Annotated in this window: 11 protein-coding genes and 1 pseudogene; 2 read left to right on the forward strand and 10 right to left on the reverse strand. The window is 60.5% G+C overall.

Annotation, left to right across the window (positions count from 1 at the left end):
- Window positions 1–116 precede the first annotated feature (116 nt).
- Both LAB08_RS30655 and LAB08_RS30660 read left to right on the forward strand, forming a co-directional pair.
- Window positions 117–1,004: pseudogene (locus tag LAB08_RS30655) on the forward strand (HAMP domain-containing protein); the annotation flags it as partial.
- A gap of 93 nt (window positions 1,005–1,097) precedes the next feature.
- Window positions 1,098–1,862 carry a methyl-accepting chemotaxis protein gene (locus LAB08_RS30660; RefSeq protein ID WP_372237736.1) on the forward strand — a complete coding sequence of 255 codons (765 nt, stop codon included), beginning with the start codon at window positions 1,098–1,100 and terminating at the stop codon, window positions 1,860–1,862.
- A gap of 263 nt (window positions 1,863–2,125) precedes the next feature.
- Here the strand turns inward: LAB08_RS30660 and LAB08_RS00820 are convergent, their stop codons facing one another.
- Genes LAB08_RS00820 through LAB08_RS00865 form a run of 10 tightly spaced genes read right to left on the reverse strand, consistent with a single transcriptional unit; the run spans window position 2,126 to window position 17,190 of the window.
- Window positions 2,126–3,598 carry a vWA domain-containing protein gene (locus tag LAB08_RS00820; RefSeq protein ID WP_096513979.1) on the reverse strand — a complete coding sequence of 491 codons (1,473 nt, stop codon included), beginning with the start codon at window positions 3,596–3,598 and terminating at the stop codon, window positions 2,126–2,128.
- A 56-nt stretch (window positions 3,599–3,654) separates the two neighbouring features.
- Window positions 3,655–4,161: a hypothetical protein gene (locus LAB08_RS00825; protein WP_096513978.1), complete on the reverse strand. Its 507-nt coding sequence runs from the start codon at window positions 4,159–4,161 to the stop codon at window positions 3,655–3,657.
- Window positions 4,162–4,165: 4 nt separating this feature from the next.
- The gene (locus LAB08_RS00830; RefSeq protein ID WP_096513977.1) at window positions 4,166–4,909 is read right to left on the reverse strand and encodes a hypothetical protein; all 744 of its coding nucleotides are present in this window, start codon (window positions 4,907–4,909) and stop codon (window positions 4,166–4,168) included.
- 34 nt (window positions 4,910–4,943) lie between these two features.
- The gene (locus LAB08_RS00835) at window positions 4,944–6,488 is read right to left on the reverse strand and encodes an SUMF1/EgtB/PvdO family nonheme iron enzyme (protein ID WP_096513976.1); all 1,545 of its coding nucleotides are present in this window, start codon (window positions 6,486–6,488) and stop codon (window positions 4,944–4,946) included.
- Window positions 6,478–7,701 carry an ABC transporter permease gene (locus LAB08_RS00840; RefSeq protein WP_096513975.1) on the reverse strand — a complete coding sequence of 408 codons (1,224 nt, stop codon included), beginning with the start codon at window positions 7,699–7,701 and terminating at the stop codon, window positions 6,478–6,480. The genes LAB08_RS00835 and LAB08_RS00840 overlap by 11 nt, the downstream gene beginning before the upstream one ends.
- Window positions 7,685–8,386, reverse strand: coding sequence for an ABC transporter ATP-binding protein (locus LAB08_RS00845; RefSeq protein WP_096513974.1), 702 nt, complete (start codon window positions 8,384–8,386; stop codon window positions 7,685–7,687). The genes LAB08_RS00840 and LAB08_RS00845 overlap by 17 nt, the downstream gene beginning before the upstream one ends.
- 10 nt (window positions 8,387–8,396) lie before the next feature.
- Window positions 8,397–10,388: a vWA domain-containing protein gene (locus tag LAB08_RS00850; protein WP_172901637.1), complete on the reverse strand. Its 1,992-nt coding sequence runs from the start codon at window positions 10,386–10,388 to the stop codon at window positions 8,397–8,399.
- The gene (locus LAB08_RS00855) at window positions 10,388–11,410 is read right to left on the reverse strand and encodes a hypothetical protein (protein ID WP_096513973.1); all 1,023 of its coding nucleotides are present in this window, start codon (window positions 11,408–11,410) and stop codon (window positions 10,388–10,390) included. The genes LAB08_RS00850 and LAB08_RS00855 overlap by 1 nt, the downstream gene beginning before the upstream one ends.
- A 3-nt stretch (window positions 11,411–11,413) precedes the next feature.
- Window positions 11,414–14,128, reverse strand: a complete 2,715-nt coding sequence (locus tag LAB08_RS00860) for a putative virulence factor (RefSeq protein ID WP_096513972.1) — start codon at window positions 14,126–14,128, stop codon at window positions 11,414–11,416.
- Window positions 14,125–17,190, reverse strand: a complete 3,066-nt coding sequence (locus LAB08_RS00865) for a virulence factor SrfB (protein WP_096513971.1) — start codon at window positions 17,188–17,190, stop codon at window positions 14,125–14,127. The genes LAB08_RS00860 and LAB08_RS00865 overlap by 4 nt, the downstream gene beginning before the upstream one ends.
- Window positions 17,191–17,194 lie beyond the last annotated feature (4 nt).

The raw sequence follows: 17,194 nt of genomic DNA on the forward strand, positions 1-17,194 counted from the left end.
AGATCCTTTTTGCGGCGTCGCTGATCGTGGTAGTCGCCTTCGCGCTATTCACGTTGTACAACGACTACCTCCAGCGCAACGCCATTCGCAAGGATCTGGAAAACAACCTCCATGAAATGGGCGATGTGACGGCGGCCAACATCAAGAACTGGTTTGACGGTCGCACTTTGCTGGTTGAAAACCTGGCGCAAAACGCGGCCTTGAACCCGGAGATGGCCAGCATCACCACGTTGATGGCACAGAAAACGCTGGTGTCGAGCTTCCCCAGCACCTACGTCGGTACCACCGCAGGCGAGTTCGCCATCCTGCCTGATGCGAAGATGCCCGACGGCTACGATGCTCGCACGCGCCCTTGGTACAAGCTTGCCGAGGCCAGCAATAGCGTCGCCATGACCGAGCCGTACGTGGAAATGGCCACTAACACGCTGGTGGTCTCCATGGTGGCGGCAATCCGCAAGTCAGGGCAGACCGTCGGTGTGGTCGGCGGTGATGTGAGCTTCGGTGCGCTGGTCGACATCATCAACAAACTGGATCTGAGCGGAGTGGGTTACGCCTTTATGGTCAGCTCCGATGGCAAGGTGCTGGTCCACCCCGACAAAAACATGCAGATGAAGAGCCTGAGCGACCTTTTCCCGCAGGGTACGCCACGGATCAACGGCGAGTTGACTGAAGTCCAGGCCAATGGCCAGACCCGCATCGTCACATTCGCCCCGATCAAGGGCTTGCCTTCGGTGAACTGGTACATCGGCCTGTCAATCGATAAGGACAAGGCTTTTTCCAGGCTCAGCGAGTTCCGTGCGTCGGCTGTTGTGGCCACCGTGTTCGCCGTGGTCTTCATCATTGCCCTGCTGGGCATGCTGATTCGTCTGCTGCTGCAACCTCTGCAGGCCATGAGCAAGGCCATGGAAGATATCGCCGAAGGTGAAGGCGACCTGACCAAGCGCCTGGTCATCCATACCCAGGACGAATTTGGCATTCTCGGCAACGCCTTCAACCGCTTCGTGGAACGTATTCACACCTCGATCCGCGAAGTGTCGTCGGCCACCGAGCAGGTCAACGAGGTGGCCCTGCGTGTGGTGAGCGCATCGAACGCTTCGATGGTCAATTCCGACGAGCAGGTCAACCGCACCAGCAGCGTTGCCGCTGCGATCAATCAACTGGGGGCTGCCGCCCAGGAAATCGCGCATAACGCCGCGCAAGCTTCGCAACACGCCAGCTCCGCCCGCCACTTGGCCGAAGAAGGCCAGCAAGTGGTCGATCGCAGCATTCAGGCCATGAACCGTCTGTCGGACCTGATTGTCACCTCCAGTTCGCATATCGAAACGCTGAACAGCAAGACCGTGAACATCGGTCAGATCCTCGAAGTGATCACCAGTATCTCCCAGCAAACCAACCTGCTGGCGCTCAACGCGGCCATCGAAGCGGCGCGCGCCGGCGAGGCGGGTCGTGGCTTTGCCGTGGTCGCTGACGAAGTTCGCAATCTGGCTCACCGCACCCAGGAATCGGCGCAGCAAGTGCAGAACATGATCGAGGAGCTGCAAATAGGCGCCCGTGAATCGGTCAATACCATGGGCGAAAGCCAGCGCCACAGCCAGGACAGCGTGTCGATTGCCAACCAGGCAGGCGAGCGCCTGGGCAGCGTGACCCAGCGCATCGGTGAAATCGACGGGATGAACCAGTCGGTGGCCACCGCCACTGAAGAGCAGACGGCCGTGGTTGACTCGATCAACATGGACATTAATGAGATCAACACACTGAACCAGGAAGGCATGGAGAACCTGCAGTCCACCTTGCGCGCCTGCTCGGACCTGGAACAGCAGGCCAGCCGCTTGAAGCATTTGGTGGGCAGCTTCCGGATCTGACGGGTTCCAGGGAAAACAAAAAAGCCCCAGAGCTTGCGGTCTGGGGCTTTCTCGTTCTTGCGTATGGTGCAACCAGGCGGGATTCGAACCCACGCCCCCTACTTTGGAGGGCAATGCGGTACAGGAATCTCGGTCGGTCGCAAATGACTCTAAGTGCCTCTCGGTTAAGTGAGCTCCCACACTTGCATTTATGATCGACACAAACCCTGTGGGAGCGAGCCTGCTCGCGAATAGGGCCAGCTCAATTCAGGATCAATCCCAAGTTAGTCGCACTTGGTACTGCTGGATACTTCCTTGCTCGCCTGTTTCAACAGGTTGCCCAACTCAGCCGCATTGGTGCTGTTGTAAACCCGACCTCCGGTGTTTTCAGCGATACAGCGTGACGGGCCGCCAGCACCGATTTTCACCACGTTGACCCGCAGGCGCGGTTGTTCCCTGGCGATTCGACGGGATACCGCGCAAACGTCCTGCCCGCAACCGTCTTCACCGTCGACGAACATCACGATAACCGCATCGTTATTGCGCCCGTCGACGGTACTCGCCGCGTGGGCCAGGCTGTCGGCCAGCGGTGTTCCGTCGTCGGGAACCAGGCCTCGAATTCCGTTGATCAACCGCGGGCGGTCGCCGAACTTGAACAGACCCTGGTCCGGTGTTCTTTCGCAGCCGGCGAAGGTGATCAGGCGTGTGTCGATCTTCGGGTCCAGCCCGTTGATCATGCCGGCCAGCGAGTCCTTGGCGATGTCCATGCGGCTGGGTCTGGCGGTAAGCCGCATGGTGCGGTTCGGGTCCAGGAGTTTGTTGATGTCAGGACCGTAGAACCAGTCCTCGTCGGCTTTCACTGACTTGATGTTCAAATCCATGGAGCCCGAAGTGTCGAGCACCACCACGAACTGCGGAACCTCTGACTTCGGCGCTGTTTTGCGGCATGCGAAGTTGTCCAATGTCGGGGTTGGTGGCGGGGCAGCCACTACCGGTTTTGGTGGTGGAGCCGGTTTGGGGGGCGGAGTCGGCTTGGGTTCAGGTGCCGGTGCCGGTTTTGGTGGCGGGACCGGCTTGGGCTCCGGTACCGGTTCTGGCTTGGGTTCGGGTGCCGGAACAGGTTTCGGTTCCGGCTCCACGACAGGCGCGGGGGCAGGCTCAACCGGTTTCTCAACCGGCGCAACCACCGGCGCCACAGGTGCCACAGGTGGCGCCACGACAACCGGCTCACGGTGCAGGAACCACCAGAGCCAGAGCGCCAGGAGCAGCAACAGCAGCGCGAGCAAGGCCGCCGCGATCCACCAGCCTCGACGCGACGGCGGCAGCACGGGCGCGACCGGCACCACCGGCGGCACGATCGGTTTGGGCGGACGCTGGTTCCAGCGCACCACCAAAGGCTCACCGTTGAGGCTGTAGAGTTTGTCCAGCTCAGGCGTGCCAAGCAGGCTGCGCAGGTCATCCGCTTCTGTCGATTGACCGCGTTTTTGCAGTTCATCCGCCAGCTGTCCGAGGGACGTCTGACGCACTTCATAGGTTTCCAGCAAACGTCGTCGCGCGTCCTCATTGAGATCGGCATAAGGCGTGGGTTGGCCACCCAGTTCGGTCCACCACTCCATCACGTCGCCGCTGCCCATCCGCGGGATGGCAAACAGGCTGGCGACGGTCGGCGGAAAGTGTTTCTGGATGAGGGCGACTTTGGCTTGCAGTGCACTCATCCCCTCCGATGTGGCTTGCGCATCCCTGATGACCCGCTGCATGACGACGATTCCTGAAAAAGTGCAGGCATCCATCGGGATGCTTGCAGGGTGAAAAGTTACTCTTCGTAGCCGAGGCTGAATTGCAGCTGGTTGACCTTCTTCTGCAATGTTTTCAGCTCTTGCTGCTTGGCCGCCAGCGTCGCGGGCGTTGATTTGGTCGTTGGCGCCGCTTGCGAAGCCTTGAGCTGTTTCTCGAGGTCGGCAATCTGCTTCTGCACCTGGGCTTCATTGCCACGCCGGGCCTTGAGCGAGGTCAGCAGTTGCGCCAGCGACTGATTCAACGCCGCCTGGGCTTTCTGCTGGCTGGCCAGATCAGTCTTGGTGCTGAGCTGCTGGGCCTGAATGTTCTCGTACACCTGGCGGAACATTGCGTTTTGCTGCCGGGACTCGCTCAGTGCCAGTTCCTTCTGCTTGACCTGATCGCTGTAACCACCGGAGTAGTCGCAGTTCATCTTGGTCAGCATGCTGCTGTCGCGATTGGTCGCATCGCATTCGCCGGGCTGGCTCGCGCAACCGCTCAGGGCCAGGACGGCAGTGATGAGCATCAGTTGTCTTGGCGTCATAGGCTTAACCCAGGGTGATTGCGGAGCGTTGGCTGTACAGAGCGTCGACTTCCTTCTGCAGGCTGACGACTTTCTGGTTCATTCTTTGAATGTTCATCTCCACTTGCCTGATCTCGGCGCTGGAGCCTTGTGAACGCTCGGCGTCCGCCACTTTGCTGTACTCGGTGACTTTGGTACGCATGTTGGCCAGGTCTTTACGCAGTCGCGCGATGTCCGAATCGATCCCGGCGATTTGCGCCTGAGCCCTGCTCCTGTCGACTTTCTTGTTGGCAATGTCCTTTTTGATCTGGGCAATTTGCGCATGGTCATCATTGATCACTTGCTGAGCGGTCGCAGTCCGGGCGATCACGTTCTGCGTGTCTTGTTCGACGTCGCTGTTCATCTTCGCCAGGCGGGTGGTGGTGTCGGCGTATTCGGCGCGACGTTGATCCAGGTAATAGTTCGCGCCCATGGCCACGCCACACGCGGTAATACCGGCGGCGATGACGCACACGGTTTTGTTGTTGCTGTTAGACAGTGCGCAAGCGAGGATGCCGACACCGGCGCCGACGGCGCAGGCCTGGTAACCGGACTTGCTGAAGAACTCTGCGTCATTGCCCTGGGTCAGGCGCGGGTCGGCACCGCCGCCTTCGCTTTCGCCTTCGCCCAGCATGGAGCTGCCAGTGTTGGCGCAACCGCTCATTAGCAGGCTGCTGGCGACTACGAAAGCGATCTGTAGCTTGAAGCGAGTCCAAAGGCTGCGCGACATGGTGAAACTCCTACGTAACGGTGTTGACGCATTGTTATTGAGTGACGGTTTTGCAGCTGGTCAGCCAGGCTTCAGTGTCGATTTTCTGCTTTTGCAGGAACGCCTTCTGATTGGCCCAGTGGGTGCGCAAGTAAGGTTTGAGGTCTTGCAGCTGTTTGTTGCGGGTGATGATTTCTTCCATCACCGGGACTTGCGTTTCAAGCAGTGGCTGGCCGTACAAGGTAGCCGATTCCACCAGGCTGCTGGCGTAGTAACGGCTGAGTTTGTGCAGGCGATCCTTTTGCTCGTCGAGCTTGCCTTTACGCATGTCACAACTGGCATCTTTGTCTGCGCTTTCGCAGTTAAGCTTGTAGTTCTTTTGCAGGAAGTCCACGTACTGGCCGTCGTCGAGCATCTTGGTACACAGGAACGCACCCAGGTTGAGGCTGGCGCGGATCGCCTGGTCGCGGGTTTCTTCCTGCTGCTGGTTACTGGCGCGCAGTTGGTTCTCCAGGGCCTGGAGTTTTTCCTTGAGCGCTTTGTCTTCGACGCCTGAAGCGAGGCTGTTCAGGGATTGTACGGTGCCTTTGTCGGCGGATTCGGTTTCCTTGCTGCCGGTGCCGAGTTTCTTCCAGCTGCTTTCGATGCTGGCGACCCGTTCGCGAGAGGTGAGGGTCGGGGAGACCAGCACCAGTCGCAGGCCGGTGGTTTTGTTTTTTACCTGGCCTTCGGCGTTGTAATACGGCTCCTCCTTACGCAATGCCGTACGCAGGTCGGCCTGCGCGGTCAGGTAGTTGCCGCCACGGACGACGTAACCGCCGGCCTGACCGTGCTGGCGGTCGAGTTTGTTCAGGCGAAACGGCTCAAACATCATTTCGTCGACGTTACCGAGCATGTCATGCAGGCCCAGCGGATTGGGCTTTTGCAGACCCGTCAATTGCACTTTGCCGTTGGACGATTGCGCCCCGGCAAACCACTCGTAGGCGTTTATGCCTTCTGGCATCGGGTAGTGCGTGTCGCGGAATTCAGCGGCACCGACTTCCAGCCCGCCGCGCGCGGCGAACTCCCACTCGACTTCGGTCGGCAGGCGCAGGAAGCCTTGCGCCCCGTCTTCCTTGGGCAGCTTGCCGGTGGCGTTTTTGCGCAGCCACAGGTTGTACTTGTCGGCGGCTTCGATGGCTTGCACCCAGCTCACCGCCGTTTGCGGCAAGCGCATATTGGTGGTGGCGGTGGGGCAGGTTGCTTCGGTCAGTGCGGCGTATTGCAGTTGACTCATCTCGTACTTGGCCATCAGGTAGTAGCGGGATTTGTCGTTCTTGGCCCCGGTGAAACTGCCGGCGATAAAGGTTGGACGGGTCTGTTCGACATAGCCGTATTCCGCGCCGTCCTGACCGATGTTGATTGGGTAGTCATCCAGCGGACCGGCGACCGGAATAAACACCTTGCGGAACACCATCGAGCCTTCGCAGGGCATCGGCAGCACGACGTCGCCAGCCACGGGCATCGGGTTGTAATACTTCTCTTCCCAGCCTGCCGCCGAGGCGTCGAGCAAGTAGCCGAGGCTCAGGGGTAACAGCAAGCCAAAACGTTTATAGCTCACGCAGACTCTCCGCAGGTTGGATGTTGATGGCTCGCAAGGCGCCGATCGCGGCCACCAGTGCAGCGACCAAAAAGGTCAGGAGCAGGGCGGCCAGGCCATGCCAAACAGTGATGTGGCAAACGAAGGTGCCGGTGGCCTGGCTGCTGCCGAGCAGGTAGTTGAACAAATGACTGCCCACGGCATAAAACCCCAGGCCGCCAACGTAGCCAACCAGGCTCAGCAATAGCGCTTGCAGGACCACGAAACCGCCTACGGCCCTGCGTTTGAAACCCAGCAGACGCAAGACCGCCAGGCTTTTGCGTTTGCGATCAATGTTGGCCAGGAACGCGCCGACCATCGACGCCACACAGCCGATCAGCGCCGCCATGGCGATCACACCGAAGATCAGCCCCAGCACGTGGTTGATGGCTTTGACGTTGTCGATGTCGGCCAGTCGGCTCGACGTTTCGATGTGTTGTTCGTTGAGCCAGTGTTCCAGCGGCGCGACCTGATCGATGTCGCGCGCATACACGCGGGCGCGGGCGTACAACGGTTGTAGATTACCCGGAGGCTTGCCGGTGATCACACCGAACTCACTGACCTGATAACCGTCGCGAAAGCGCTCCAGATCCAGCAGCAGCGGCGGGGCGACAAACCCGGCAGCGCGACCGAAGCGGGCACCGTCGAGCACGGCCAGTACCGTCAGCGTCATCTCGCCGCGTTCATTGACACCTTCCAGACGTCGCAAGGCCCGCAGCTGCACGCTGTCGCCGGCCTTGGCCTGCAAGCGTTGCGCTGCGCTGGCGCTGAGGATCACTTGATTGCCGACGGGGTTGAGTGACGCCAGGTTCAGTTGTGGGTCGCCCGATTCGGTGGCGATGATTTCCGCACCTTCGACAAACCGTTGCATGCCCATCAGCAGGTCAGCCTGGGTATTGAGCGAGCGGGTCTGGCCGAGGGCAAAACCGGTCTCGGGGCGCTGGCGCAAACGCTCGATCCAGGCCGTGTCGTAGTTGCCGTTGCTGAGCATTTTCACTTCAAGGTTGCGCGGGTCGCGCAGCAGTTCGTCCTGCAGTTGGCTGACCACCCCGTGTTTGAGCCCGAACAGCAACAACAACGGCGCGATCACCGCCACCAGGGAGGCGGCGATGCACAGCGAGACCTTGCGGTCGTGCCAGAGGTCTCGCAGCGCCAGTGAGCCCAGCAGGCGCAAGCGATCAGTCCATCGGTTCAAACAGAGTCTCCCCCTGATGGCTGATAGCACCGAGTCGCGGCAAGCCGAAATCCTTCAACAAAACCCAGTCATGGGACACAACGAGCGCACTCAGGCCCATGCTCGACACCAGGCTCAGGAGCAACTCGAACAAGCGCCGGGCACCGTGAGGGTCGAGCGCGGCGGTCGGCTCGTCGGCCAACAGCAGCAGCGGTTCATGGGCAATTGCCCGCACGCAAGCAACGCGCTGGCGTTCGCCGATCGACAAGGCCTGAGGTTGTTTATCCAGCAACCCTTGCAGGCGCAATACGTCAACGGCGTGGTCGATGTGATCGCTTTTTGCAGGCATCCCGAGCAAACGGCGCGGCAGGCTGATGTTGTCACGCACACTCAGGAACGGCAGCAAGCCGCCGCTCTGCAAAATGAATCCCAAGTGCCGTGAACGCACCGCTGCGAGCGCCGGCTGGTCGTCAGTGGCCAGCAGTTGGGCGATATCCTGAGCGTGCGTCGGGCCCAGCCGAAAGCGCTCGAGTTCCACCGGCGCGAGCAACAGGCCGATGGCTTCGAGCAACGTGCTTTTGCCGCTGCCGCTCTCGCCGGTGATGGCGAGGATTTCCCCGGCGCCGACCTGCAAGTGCGGCAGCCGCACGTTATGGGCGTGTGCGCCTTCACCACGGCGCACCAGCAGGTTCTTGATATCGAGCATCTGCGTCTCTTTAAGGCATCATTTCCAGTGGCACGGGGTAGACGTTGTCCCGCGCATCGCTGTCTTTGGCTAAAGCGACCCAACGGTCTACATCGGCGTTGTAACGCTGGTAATGCCGCAGTTTGGTGTTCAGCGTGCGGATGAATTTCTCTTGTGCCAGACCATCCCAGCTCTTCCAGGTCTCTTCATCCAGGTTCAGCACTTCACTCTGATAGGGCAGGTCTTCGAGGTATTCGCCGAGGACGCCCATGTCCGCCAGTTTGGCCTTGCTGTTCTGTTTGAGCTGATTGGGATCGGCGCCCATGGTCGCCGCCACCGAGCGCAGGCGATCGAACATTTCCGTCGGCGAAATCAGGCCTTCGTTGGCGGCATCGAGAATCTGCTTCATCACGTCGCTCAAGTCGCTGAGCTGTGACTTGGTCAACAGCACCCGCACGTCGGTGGTCGGGATGTTCTGCTTGATCAGGTCGCGGTCGGTGATCCATGCCTTGAATACTGGCGGGGCTTTGCTGTTGGTCTTCTCGCCGAGATAGGCGAGTTGCATGGCGTGGCCGATCAGCGCCGCGTCTTCGAGCATCTTTTTCTCGGCCGGGTCCTGTTTGGCGTTCGCCGCACTGCCGATGGCGTCTTCTCCCATATAGGCGGCTTTGACCTGTGTAGTGATCGCCCCGGCCAGTGCGTCGACCTTTCGACCGAATTCCTGCACGTCGCCAGCGTTCACCGGGTAGTACAGCGAGGTGTTGGTGCCCGGGTAGGTCGACAGGTTCTGGTACTGCGCCTCGGCCTTGGCGTGGTCCTTGGCCCCGGCCGGGGTTTTCAGGTGCAAGGTGTAAATCGCCACGCCCGGGTTGGCGGCTTCGATACGCACCTGCGCGGCGCTCAAACCGGTCTTCGACAGCTTGTCGTCGCCTTCGATGGCGCCCGCATCCGTGATCAGCACCACGTAGCGTGCGCCGAACTGGCTCCAGTCGACCTTGTCGATGCTCTCCATGACGCCGGCAAACGAGTCTTCATCGAAGCTGCTGCTCGACACGGTGGCCTGTTTGAGGTCAGCGATCTTGGCGAAAAAGTCGGCGCTGTCTTTCACCTGAGTCGGGTCGGCGTACATCTTGGTGGTGTATTCCAGCCCCGGTACCGCCTGGGTGTTGGAGCGGAAAGCCACCAGGCCGAACTTGACCTGCTTGCCAAGATTCTGCGCTTCGATCTTCTGATATACCTTGCGGATCGCCTCGCGGGTGCGGTCGATGTAGGGGTCCATCGAAATCGTCGAGTCGATGACAAATACCACGGCCGCACTGAATTCCTTCAGCTGGTTGGCCTTTTTCTCTTCGGCCTCCTTGCTGCCGGCAGCGTTGTTTGCAGCACCGCCCTTGGCGTTCTTGTCATCCGGCTTGCTGACGGAGGCGACGTTGAGCAGTCGCGTGCGGAAACCGCTTTCGGTCATGACTTCTTCGCCACTGAGCACCGGCAGCAGGTAGAACTGCTTTTGCAGGTCGACGAAGTATTCCGGTTCTTCAGCCAGTACGCCCGGTGCCTGCTGGCCCTTTTTCAGCGTGGCCCGCAGCGGCGCGACTTTGCTGACCGGGTCCGGTGCATCAAGGATGCCTTCGACGGTGGCGCGGTCCTTGAAGAACAGCAGCCGGTCGCGGTTGGCCGGGTTGGTGAAGGCAAGCGTCAGTTGCATCTTCCAGTCGGTGGTGCAGCTGGCAGGCAGCCAGCCAATGGTTTTGCCGTAGCTGTCGGGGCCGACTTTCAGCCACTCGGCGTTGTTTGCCTGGGCGCGCTCGTACACATAGAAGCGGCTGAAGACCGGTTGTGCGTCACCTTCGGCACCGCCCGCCGTCGGGCTGATTTTGCAGCCCGGCGTGGTCAGCACGCGCTGGAACAGGGTTTTTTTACCAGCCTGAATCAGCGGTTTGTCATCGGCCTGGGACAGCGGGCTGATGCACAGCGCGAGCAAGGCGGCACCGCTCAGCAGGAATCGACTCAGGGGCGAACGCATCACTTCTGCAACTCCTCGAAGCGCTGCTTGGCTTCGGCGTTGTTCGGGTCCTGGGTGAGGATGGTTTCATACCAGTAGGCGGCGGTGGCGTTGTCCGCGGCCGGGAAGCACTCGCTGGCCTTCAGGTATTTAGGGTCGTATTCACGGGCATAGGCGTTGGCGATCAGCGCGTCACCGGCCTGGGCACGGTTGGCGTACAGGCGCTGGGCAACGCCGCAGTGTTTGCCAGCCTTGGCCTGGTTAATGATTTCCAGCAACTTGGCACTGTCGGGTGCTGCCTTGATGCAGGTCTGGACGAAGGTCAACTCGGGCAGGCTGTTCATGCTGTCGAGGGTGCAGGCTTGAGCGTCGGCGCCGGCTGGTACGGCGGCAGTGGCTGCAACTGCAGGGGCCGGGGGACGTTTGTAGAACCAGAATCCTGCGCCTGCCGCAAGCAGCAACACCACAATCAATAGTCCGATCAGGCCTTTGTTGCTTTTCTTCACCGGGGCCGGAGGCGGTGTGTAGGCAGGCTCGGTGAGTACCGACTCCAATTCCACTTCTGGCTCGATGGTGGACAGGGTCAATTCAGGTAGATCCGGGATCTCCGGAACCTCCGGTGCCGGTTCGCTCGGCGCCGTCAGTTCGGCACCGCCGTAAGTCGAGCGTGTCTGGCCGCCGGCCGTGGACGGCAGCAAGCCGACGCCTGGTCGAACCACGCCTTTGTCAGTGTGGCCCAGGCTCTGTTCGCGCAGTTCGATTTGGAATTGCGAGTTGGCACTGCCTTCCAGCAGGGGGTCGATCACGCTCGGGCCGACCTGCGTTTCCAACGCTTCGCCGTTGGCGGTGAGGTTGAAACGCGAGACCTTGAACCAGAATGGATTGTTGCTCCACGCCTTGTGGTCCTGGAGGTAAAAACCGTCCTGGTTGCGCTGAATGGAAAACTCCAGCTGTTCCTCGCTACCCTGCCACTTCTTCACAGTGAGGCGGGCCTGGCCAGGCACATTGGGCTCTAACGCGAGCAGGTCGACACGAATTGGCATTGCTTATCTCGCTGCAAAGGCTGTGAGCACTTGGCCCAGCCGTTCGTTCTGTTCAGGGGTTATTTCACGTCCGGCACCATGGCCGGCATTGTCCTGCGTGATGTAGGCCAGGCCCGAGAGCCAGTCGCCCAGGTACCGTTGCGCCTGATTCGACGGTTGCGCCGGCAGTTCGGGCACTTGTCCCGGGCCAATGTCGGTGTAGAACGAAAACAAAGGCGCCTTGGCTCCGGTGCGGCTGTTCGGGCGCTCGTTCACCGGTTTCTGGAGGTAGCCGAACCAGGACACGAAATCGCGCAGCACGCGCTGCACTTCCAGTACCTGGCGTTCGACCAGTTGATCGCGCCGCGCGCCACTTTGTGCTCGCTTGAGGACGGCGCGGCTCAGTTGCCCCGGCAAGTCCTGGCGATAGCCGGCGGTGATCAGTTCATCGACTACCGCTTCCAGCAAGGCCTTTTCCAGCCCCAGCAGGTTGAGCAGGCTTTGCCGGGTGGTCAGTTCACGCAGGTGGGCGATCCAGGCCTTGAAGGCTGCTTTGGCGAAACGATGCTCATTGCTTTGCAGTTCGGGCGCCGGGGTGCCGATTTTGTTACTCGCCGGCGTGCTGTCGGGGCTCAGGTCGTCACCGAAATCGAAGTCAAAACCGGCGTCGTTGCCGTATAGGCTCTGGCTTGGCGTCGGGGCGACCGGTTCGTCGGTTACGGCGGGCTCGTCATCAGTTTCGTACACCCCGCTGAGGTACAGGTCGCGCACCTCTTCGCTCGGCATGTCGAGTTGATCGATCAATTCGCCAAGTACCGCCGGGCGACGGCCCAGGCCTGTCAAAATCATTTGCGCCTTGGCTTTCTTGGCGGCTGCGGCGCTGTCGTCGTCAGCGTGGTACCAGGTGCTCAGGCCGTGAGTGGTCAGGCCTTCGAGGCATTCGCCCAATTGCTCGCGGATACGCTGCAATTTGAATTCGATATTGGCCACGCCTTTGAAACTGCCGCTGAAGTGGCTGATGCCACCGTCATCGTTGCGCAGCATTTCTGTCCAGGCGTTGGCCGGGTCCTTGATGTGTTTGCACACCAGCGCGTTGCTGGCGAAGCTGGTGCCCAGCGCGCTGACACGCTCCTGATAGAGGGCATTGAGACCGGTTTCCGCACCGGTCGCGTCTTGTCCGATGAACGCCGCGTCCATACGCGGTTTGCGCACCAGATAGGTGTTCTGGAACGGCGTGCCGGCCCAGTCGTTCATCCAGCTCAGGCTGCCGAAACGCTCCAGCATGGTCAACTTGACCATGCCGTTCCAGCTCTCGTCGTACTGATCAGGTGTAAGGCTCAGGGAGTTGGTAATGCGCAGGTCAAGCATGGTCAGCGCCCAGATCAGGCCGGTATCGCGCTTGCTGCGAGCGGCCGAGTCGGCGCCCTGGGTTTTTTCGATCCAGCGGGTCAGCACCGGGCCCACATCGTTGACGTCGCTTTGCTTGGTCGAGCTTGTGCAGACCACCAGTGCGTTCATTTCCTGGTTGTCGGTGTAGCGTTCGAACAGGTAGGCGACCTTACCGCGCAGGATCAGCTGGGAAACGGAGTTGTCCTTGGCGGTGGACTGCGGGTCGTTGGAATCGGCGATCTCGTGCAGTTTCTGGCGCCCGCGATAACCGGGGAAATCCAGCAGGTCGACCTGATTGACGATGTCATCTACCGGCGCTTCGATCAGGCGGAAGGTCATTTCGGCGGTCAGTGCCGCCAGTTGCGCGACCGCAATGGCCTGGCTGTTTTGCAGGCGATCGCCCACCAGCGGTCGAACATCGATCGGCAAGTCCAGCGGGCTACCGAAGCGTTCGAGGATGTCGACGTTCATGATGCTGTCGCGCTGGCTGTAGGTGTCGTTGTCGAAACTCACCAAGGCCTTCAACGGTGCGAACACGGTCTCGGGCAGACCCAGCTTGTGCAGCGCGCCGGCCAGTTGCTGGTACACGCGCGTCAACTCGCTTTGCTCACCCCAGAGAATCGAAAACAGCTCGGCCCGTTCCTGGTAATTCAGGCGTGGCGCCAATTGCAACGCTTTGGGCCAGTACAGGTGCTCAAGTTTCTTCACCGAGTTGCGGAAGTTGTCGCGCAGGTAATCCCACAGCGACACCAGATCGTCGGCGTTGACCCCCGTTTGCAGCGGTCCGGTTTCGCGGCCTTCGAACGGTTTGAGCACGCGCTGGATGCGCTCTTCGTCGATCTCGTAGGAAATCCGTTCAAGGTCGAAATCCTTGAACCAGGCGTTGGCGAGAATCTTCGCCAGCTCGATTTCCTTGAACAGCGTGAGTTCTACCGGGAAGTCCTTGTCCTGACTTTCCTTCGCCCGACGGCTGAAGCGCGTTACCAGGCCAGTGGCTTCCTTGCCACCACCCACCGGGTTGATGTGCTTGATGAAGTCCAGGCGCTGGTCGCCGAACTCGGTTTCCAGCTTGCCGTTCTGACCGGCGGCGAGGGCCGAAATCAGGTAGGACTTACCCGCCTGGGACAAGCCGAAAAAGCCAATGGTCATCGGCGTGCAGGCCACGCGACCGAGGCTTTTGGCCAGGTTGCGGGCACGGTGCAGGCGGATGTTCAGGTTGTCGGCTTCGCTGTCCAGGCGCGGTGCATTGACGCGTGTCTGGCCAATCCAGTCCAGCGCCTGACCGGCGCCTTCATAAACAGCGGCCCAACTGGCAGAGAGCTGAGTTTGATCGGGGGTCAGGTCATTCATTTGCGTTTCACACTTCCACTGTCGAGCCAGTACTTGGTCTCGCTCAGGCCGGCGTCGAGCATGGTGTTGAGTTCCAGCTCGAGGTCGCTGCGCGGGTTGAAGTTGACGTTGTTACTGTTGGATTCGATGTCGCGAACCGAGAGGCGGTCGCTGACCAGATCCTGCTTGCGCGTGTATTTGTCCGCCGGTTTGACCTCGAACCGCACCTTGAGCAGCGGCGCGCTGCCGTTTTCACCGATTGCCCGGGAAAACTTCTCCCGACCCGCCTTGGTGAACCGCAAGGTATACAACGGCGAAGCGGCCCAGCGTTCAGTGGCCAACTGGCGGAAACCGAGGCGCAGATCGCCGCGCATTTCCAGCTGTGGCGTGTCGGCGGCGTCGCCAACGCCGATTTCCGGTAACTTGATTTTGTAGTCTTCGGACTGGATGTCGCGGTACAGCACGTCGGCATCCTTGATCACGTTGTTCAGGTCGATGACGCCGATGTGCTTGACCGTCGAATACGGCTTGAGCGCCGATGCCCGGAAGTAAAAGTTTGGCACGCTGTGGTTGGCGCACAACAGGCAAAGCATGGCGCCCACAGAGGCGGTGCTTTTCGGGTCGTCGATCCGGCCGTTCCTGTGAAACGGATACCAGCCGCCGGTGCGGTAGTTTTGCAGCGCCAGAATGCGTCCCGGTGGCAGTGGCAACACCTTGCGAATGAACGCCTGGATGCCGGGCAGACGCGAAGGGCGGCCGGTCAGCAGCAAGACATCACACGGGTAATGCGCGACTACTTCACACAGCGCACCCAGGATTTTGGTGATGTTGATCTGGTCGTTGAGGAACGCGGCGTGGAGCTTTTGCAGGTCGAAGCTGATCGGCGCGGCATACAGGTCGAAACCGCTCTGTGCGCCGACATCGCGACGCACGGCGACATTGACGTAGTCGAGTACGGTCTGGCTGATTGCGTTGTCACCGAGCAATTGGCGGTAGCTTTGCGGGATGACTTGTTGCGGGACCTGCGGATCGTAATGCTCGTACGCCTTGAGCAGCGCCAGGCCCAGCGGGGCAAACACCTGGAGGTTCAGTTGCTGACGCAGGATCATGTCCTGGGCACTGACCGATTCATCGCCACACAGCCGTGACATCAATGAGTTCGGGGCCTTCACGCCGGCGTTCTGCAAGGCTTTTTCGAAACTCGGCAGGATGAAGTCCTGAATCACGTCCAGCAGGATGTCGTCGCCGGCCACTTTGAAACCATCGCGAAAACGCTGCTCGGGCACGATGTGCACGTTGCTGCCGCTGCCGGTATTGCCCGCGCGGTCGAGGCGATAGTCGGTGATCACCAGGTCGGTGGTGCCACCGCCGATGTCGATGGTTGCGAGGGTGATGCGTTGGCGGTCGGCTTTGTCCGGCCGGGCGATGGTGTCAAAAAACTCTTCCGGGTGACCGGCGAAGTTCTCATTGACCTCGGTGTACAGGTACACCAACTGGCCGCAGGACGCTTCGTCCCATTCCACGCGGATGCTCGGGATCGGCGTGCGCGGGCTGACGGCCTGATCCTGATGTGGATCTTCCTCGCCGGCATGCCAGCCGAGGCTTTTCCACACCAGACCGATGGCTTGGAGCATGCGCTCGTTGAGGATGCTGCGCTCGGCCTGCGGCATGCCCGGCGGCACGGTGAGGGTAATACTGTTGAGCTGGCGCGGCACGCGGGTGTGACCCTGGCGCGAGCGCTGGGCCGGGCTGTTGATTTGCGACAGCGCCTGGGCCAGTACTTCGGCGAGCATGAAGGTCATTAGCGAGCTGCGTGAATAACGCGGCATGAACACTGGCAGACGATCGTCTTCTTCGAGGCTGTAAAGCGCCTCGCCGGTTTCGTTGATCAGGTGCGAGAACGGCGCGGCGGTGGCATACGGCTCGTTATCAGTCTTGATGTACGAGCAGTTGAAACGCCAGCCGTGACCATAGGCGTTTTCGTCCCAAAGATAACGTTTCGGGCTGGACAGGCCAGTGGAGCCTTCAGTACCGCGACGACGACTGGCCAGACGACTGGCCTCATTGCCGACGCGGGCAATCGTCGCCCACTGGAACGCATCGTGACGACCGCTCTTGACCGAGCAGTGGTCCTTGCCGAAATACGCCTGGGCGAATTCCACGCGGCTTTCGAACGGCAGGTTGTAGGTGTGTTCGGGGGTGATCAGGTCGCGCAGTTCCAGCACGTAGTTCTGCTTCAGCCCGGAGCCGGCCTGACCGTGGTTTTCGATCAGAATGCCGCAGGTGCGCGAATTGCCGACGTCCAGCACCAGGTCCACCGGAATCGGTTTGATCAGGCCATTGCTGTCGTTGGCCACTACTTTCAGCTCGGGGATTTCAACTTTCGCACGGGCTTTCGATTGCTGGGCGGCTGACGGTTTGCTCAACAGGCTGAGCAAGTTGAGGTAGTGCGCCAGGTGATGGTTGGCACGGATATCGATGTCCAACTCTGCGCGCGAACGGTGGGCATTGCCCTCATTGAACACTTCCAGCAACCACTCGTTGACCCACGGCTGTGCCAGGAACCAACGGGTTTCGCTAGCCTTGGTCGCCAGTTTGAAAGACACGCCGGAGCTGATGTCTTCTTCGTTTGGCGCCAGATAGGCAGTGCCGTCACGCTTGGGCATCACACGGCTGTCGAACGCCATCGTCAGGCGGTGGGTGTTGCCGTCGATGTCGGGAGTCGCCAGTTTCACCAGGCGCATGCGCGACCAGTTGGTCGGACCTTCGTCGAAGCGATGCGGTGGCATGAAGCGGAAAAACGGGGTCGGCAGCCAGATACCGTCGAGCAAATCGAGGCTGCTTTTCATGTCGACGCTGAACGCAGGCTTGGCTTTTTCGACCTTTTCCGGTTCGGGCTCGTAGAAAAAGAAGTCTTTCTCTTCGTTGTACGCCAGGCGGCAGATCAGCCCGCTGATCATCGGCGCGAACTCGCCCGCCGGCTCCTTGCGGGGATCCAGGCGCAGGGCGAAATCCATGAACTGGATGCCGGTGTCGCTGACCAGCGTGACGGTGTCTTCGAATTGAGTGACTTCAGGCAACATGTCG

Origin of the sequence: Pseudomonas izuensis, assembly GCF_002356535.2 — a bacterium.
Lineage (GTDB): Bacteria > Pseudomonadota > Gammaproteobacteria > Pseudomonadales > Pseudomonadaceae > Aquipseudomonas > Aquipseudomonas izuensis.

Excerpts from the sequence above, each read along its gene's own strand:
- LAB08_RS30660 (WP_372237736.1), top strand. The coding sequence starts at position 1,098 with ATGGTCAATTCCGACGAGCAGGTCAACCGCACCAGCAGCGTTGCCGCT.
- LAB08_RS00860 (WP_096513972.1), bottom strand. The coding sequence starts at position 14,128 with ATGAATGACCTGACCCCCGATCAAACTCAGCTCTCTGCCAGTTGGGCC.
- LAB08_RS00845 (WP_096513974.1), bottom strand. The coding sequence starts at position 8,386 with ATGCTCGATATCAAGAACCTGCTGGTGCGCCGTGGTGAAGGCGCACAC.
- LAB08_RS00850 (WP_172901637.1), bottom strand. The coding sequence starts at position 10,388 with ATGCGTTCGCCCCTGAGTCGATTCCTGCTGAGCGGTGCCGCCTTGCTC.
- LAB08_RS00865 (WP_096513971.1), bottom strand. The coding sequence starts at position 17,190 with ATGTTGCCTGAAGTCACTCAATTCGAAGACACCGTCACGCTGGTCAGC.
- LAB08_RS00825 (WP_096513978.1), bottom strand. The coding sequence starts at position 4,161 with ATGACGCCAAGACAACTGATGCTCATCACTGCCGTCCTGGCCCTGAGC.
- LAB08_RS00820 (WP_096513979.1), bottom strand. The coding sequence starts at position 3,598 with ATGCAGCGGGTCATCAGGGATGCGCAAGCCACATCGGAGGGGATGAGT.
- LAB08_RS00830 (WP_096513977.1), bottom strand. The coding sequence starts at position 4,909 with ATGTCGCGCAGCCTTTGGACTCGCTTCAAGCTACAGATCGCTTTCGTA.
- LAB08_RS00855 (WP_096513973.1), bottom strand. The coding sequence starts at position 11,410 with ATGCCAATTCGTGTCGACCTGCTCGCGTTAGAGCCCAATGTGCCTGGC.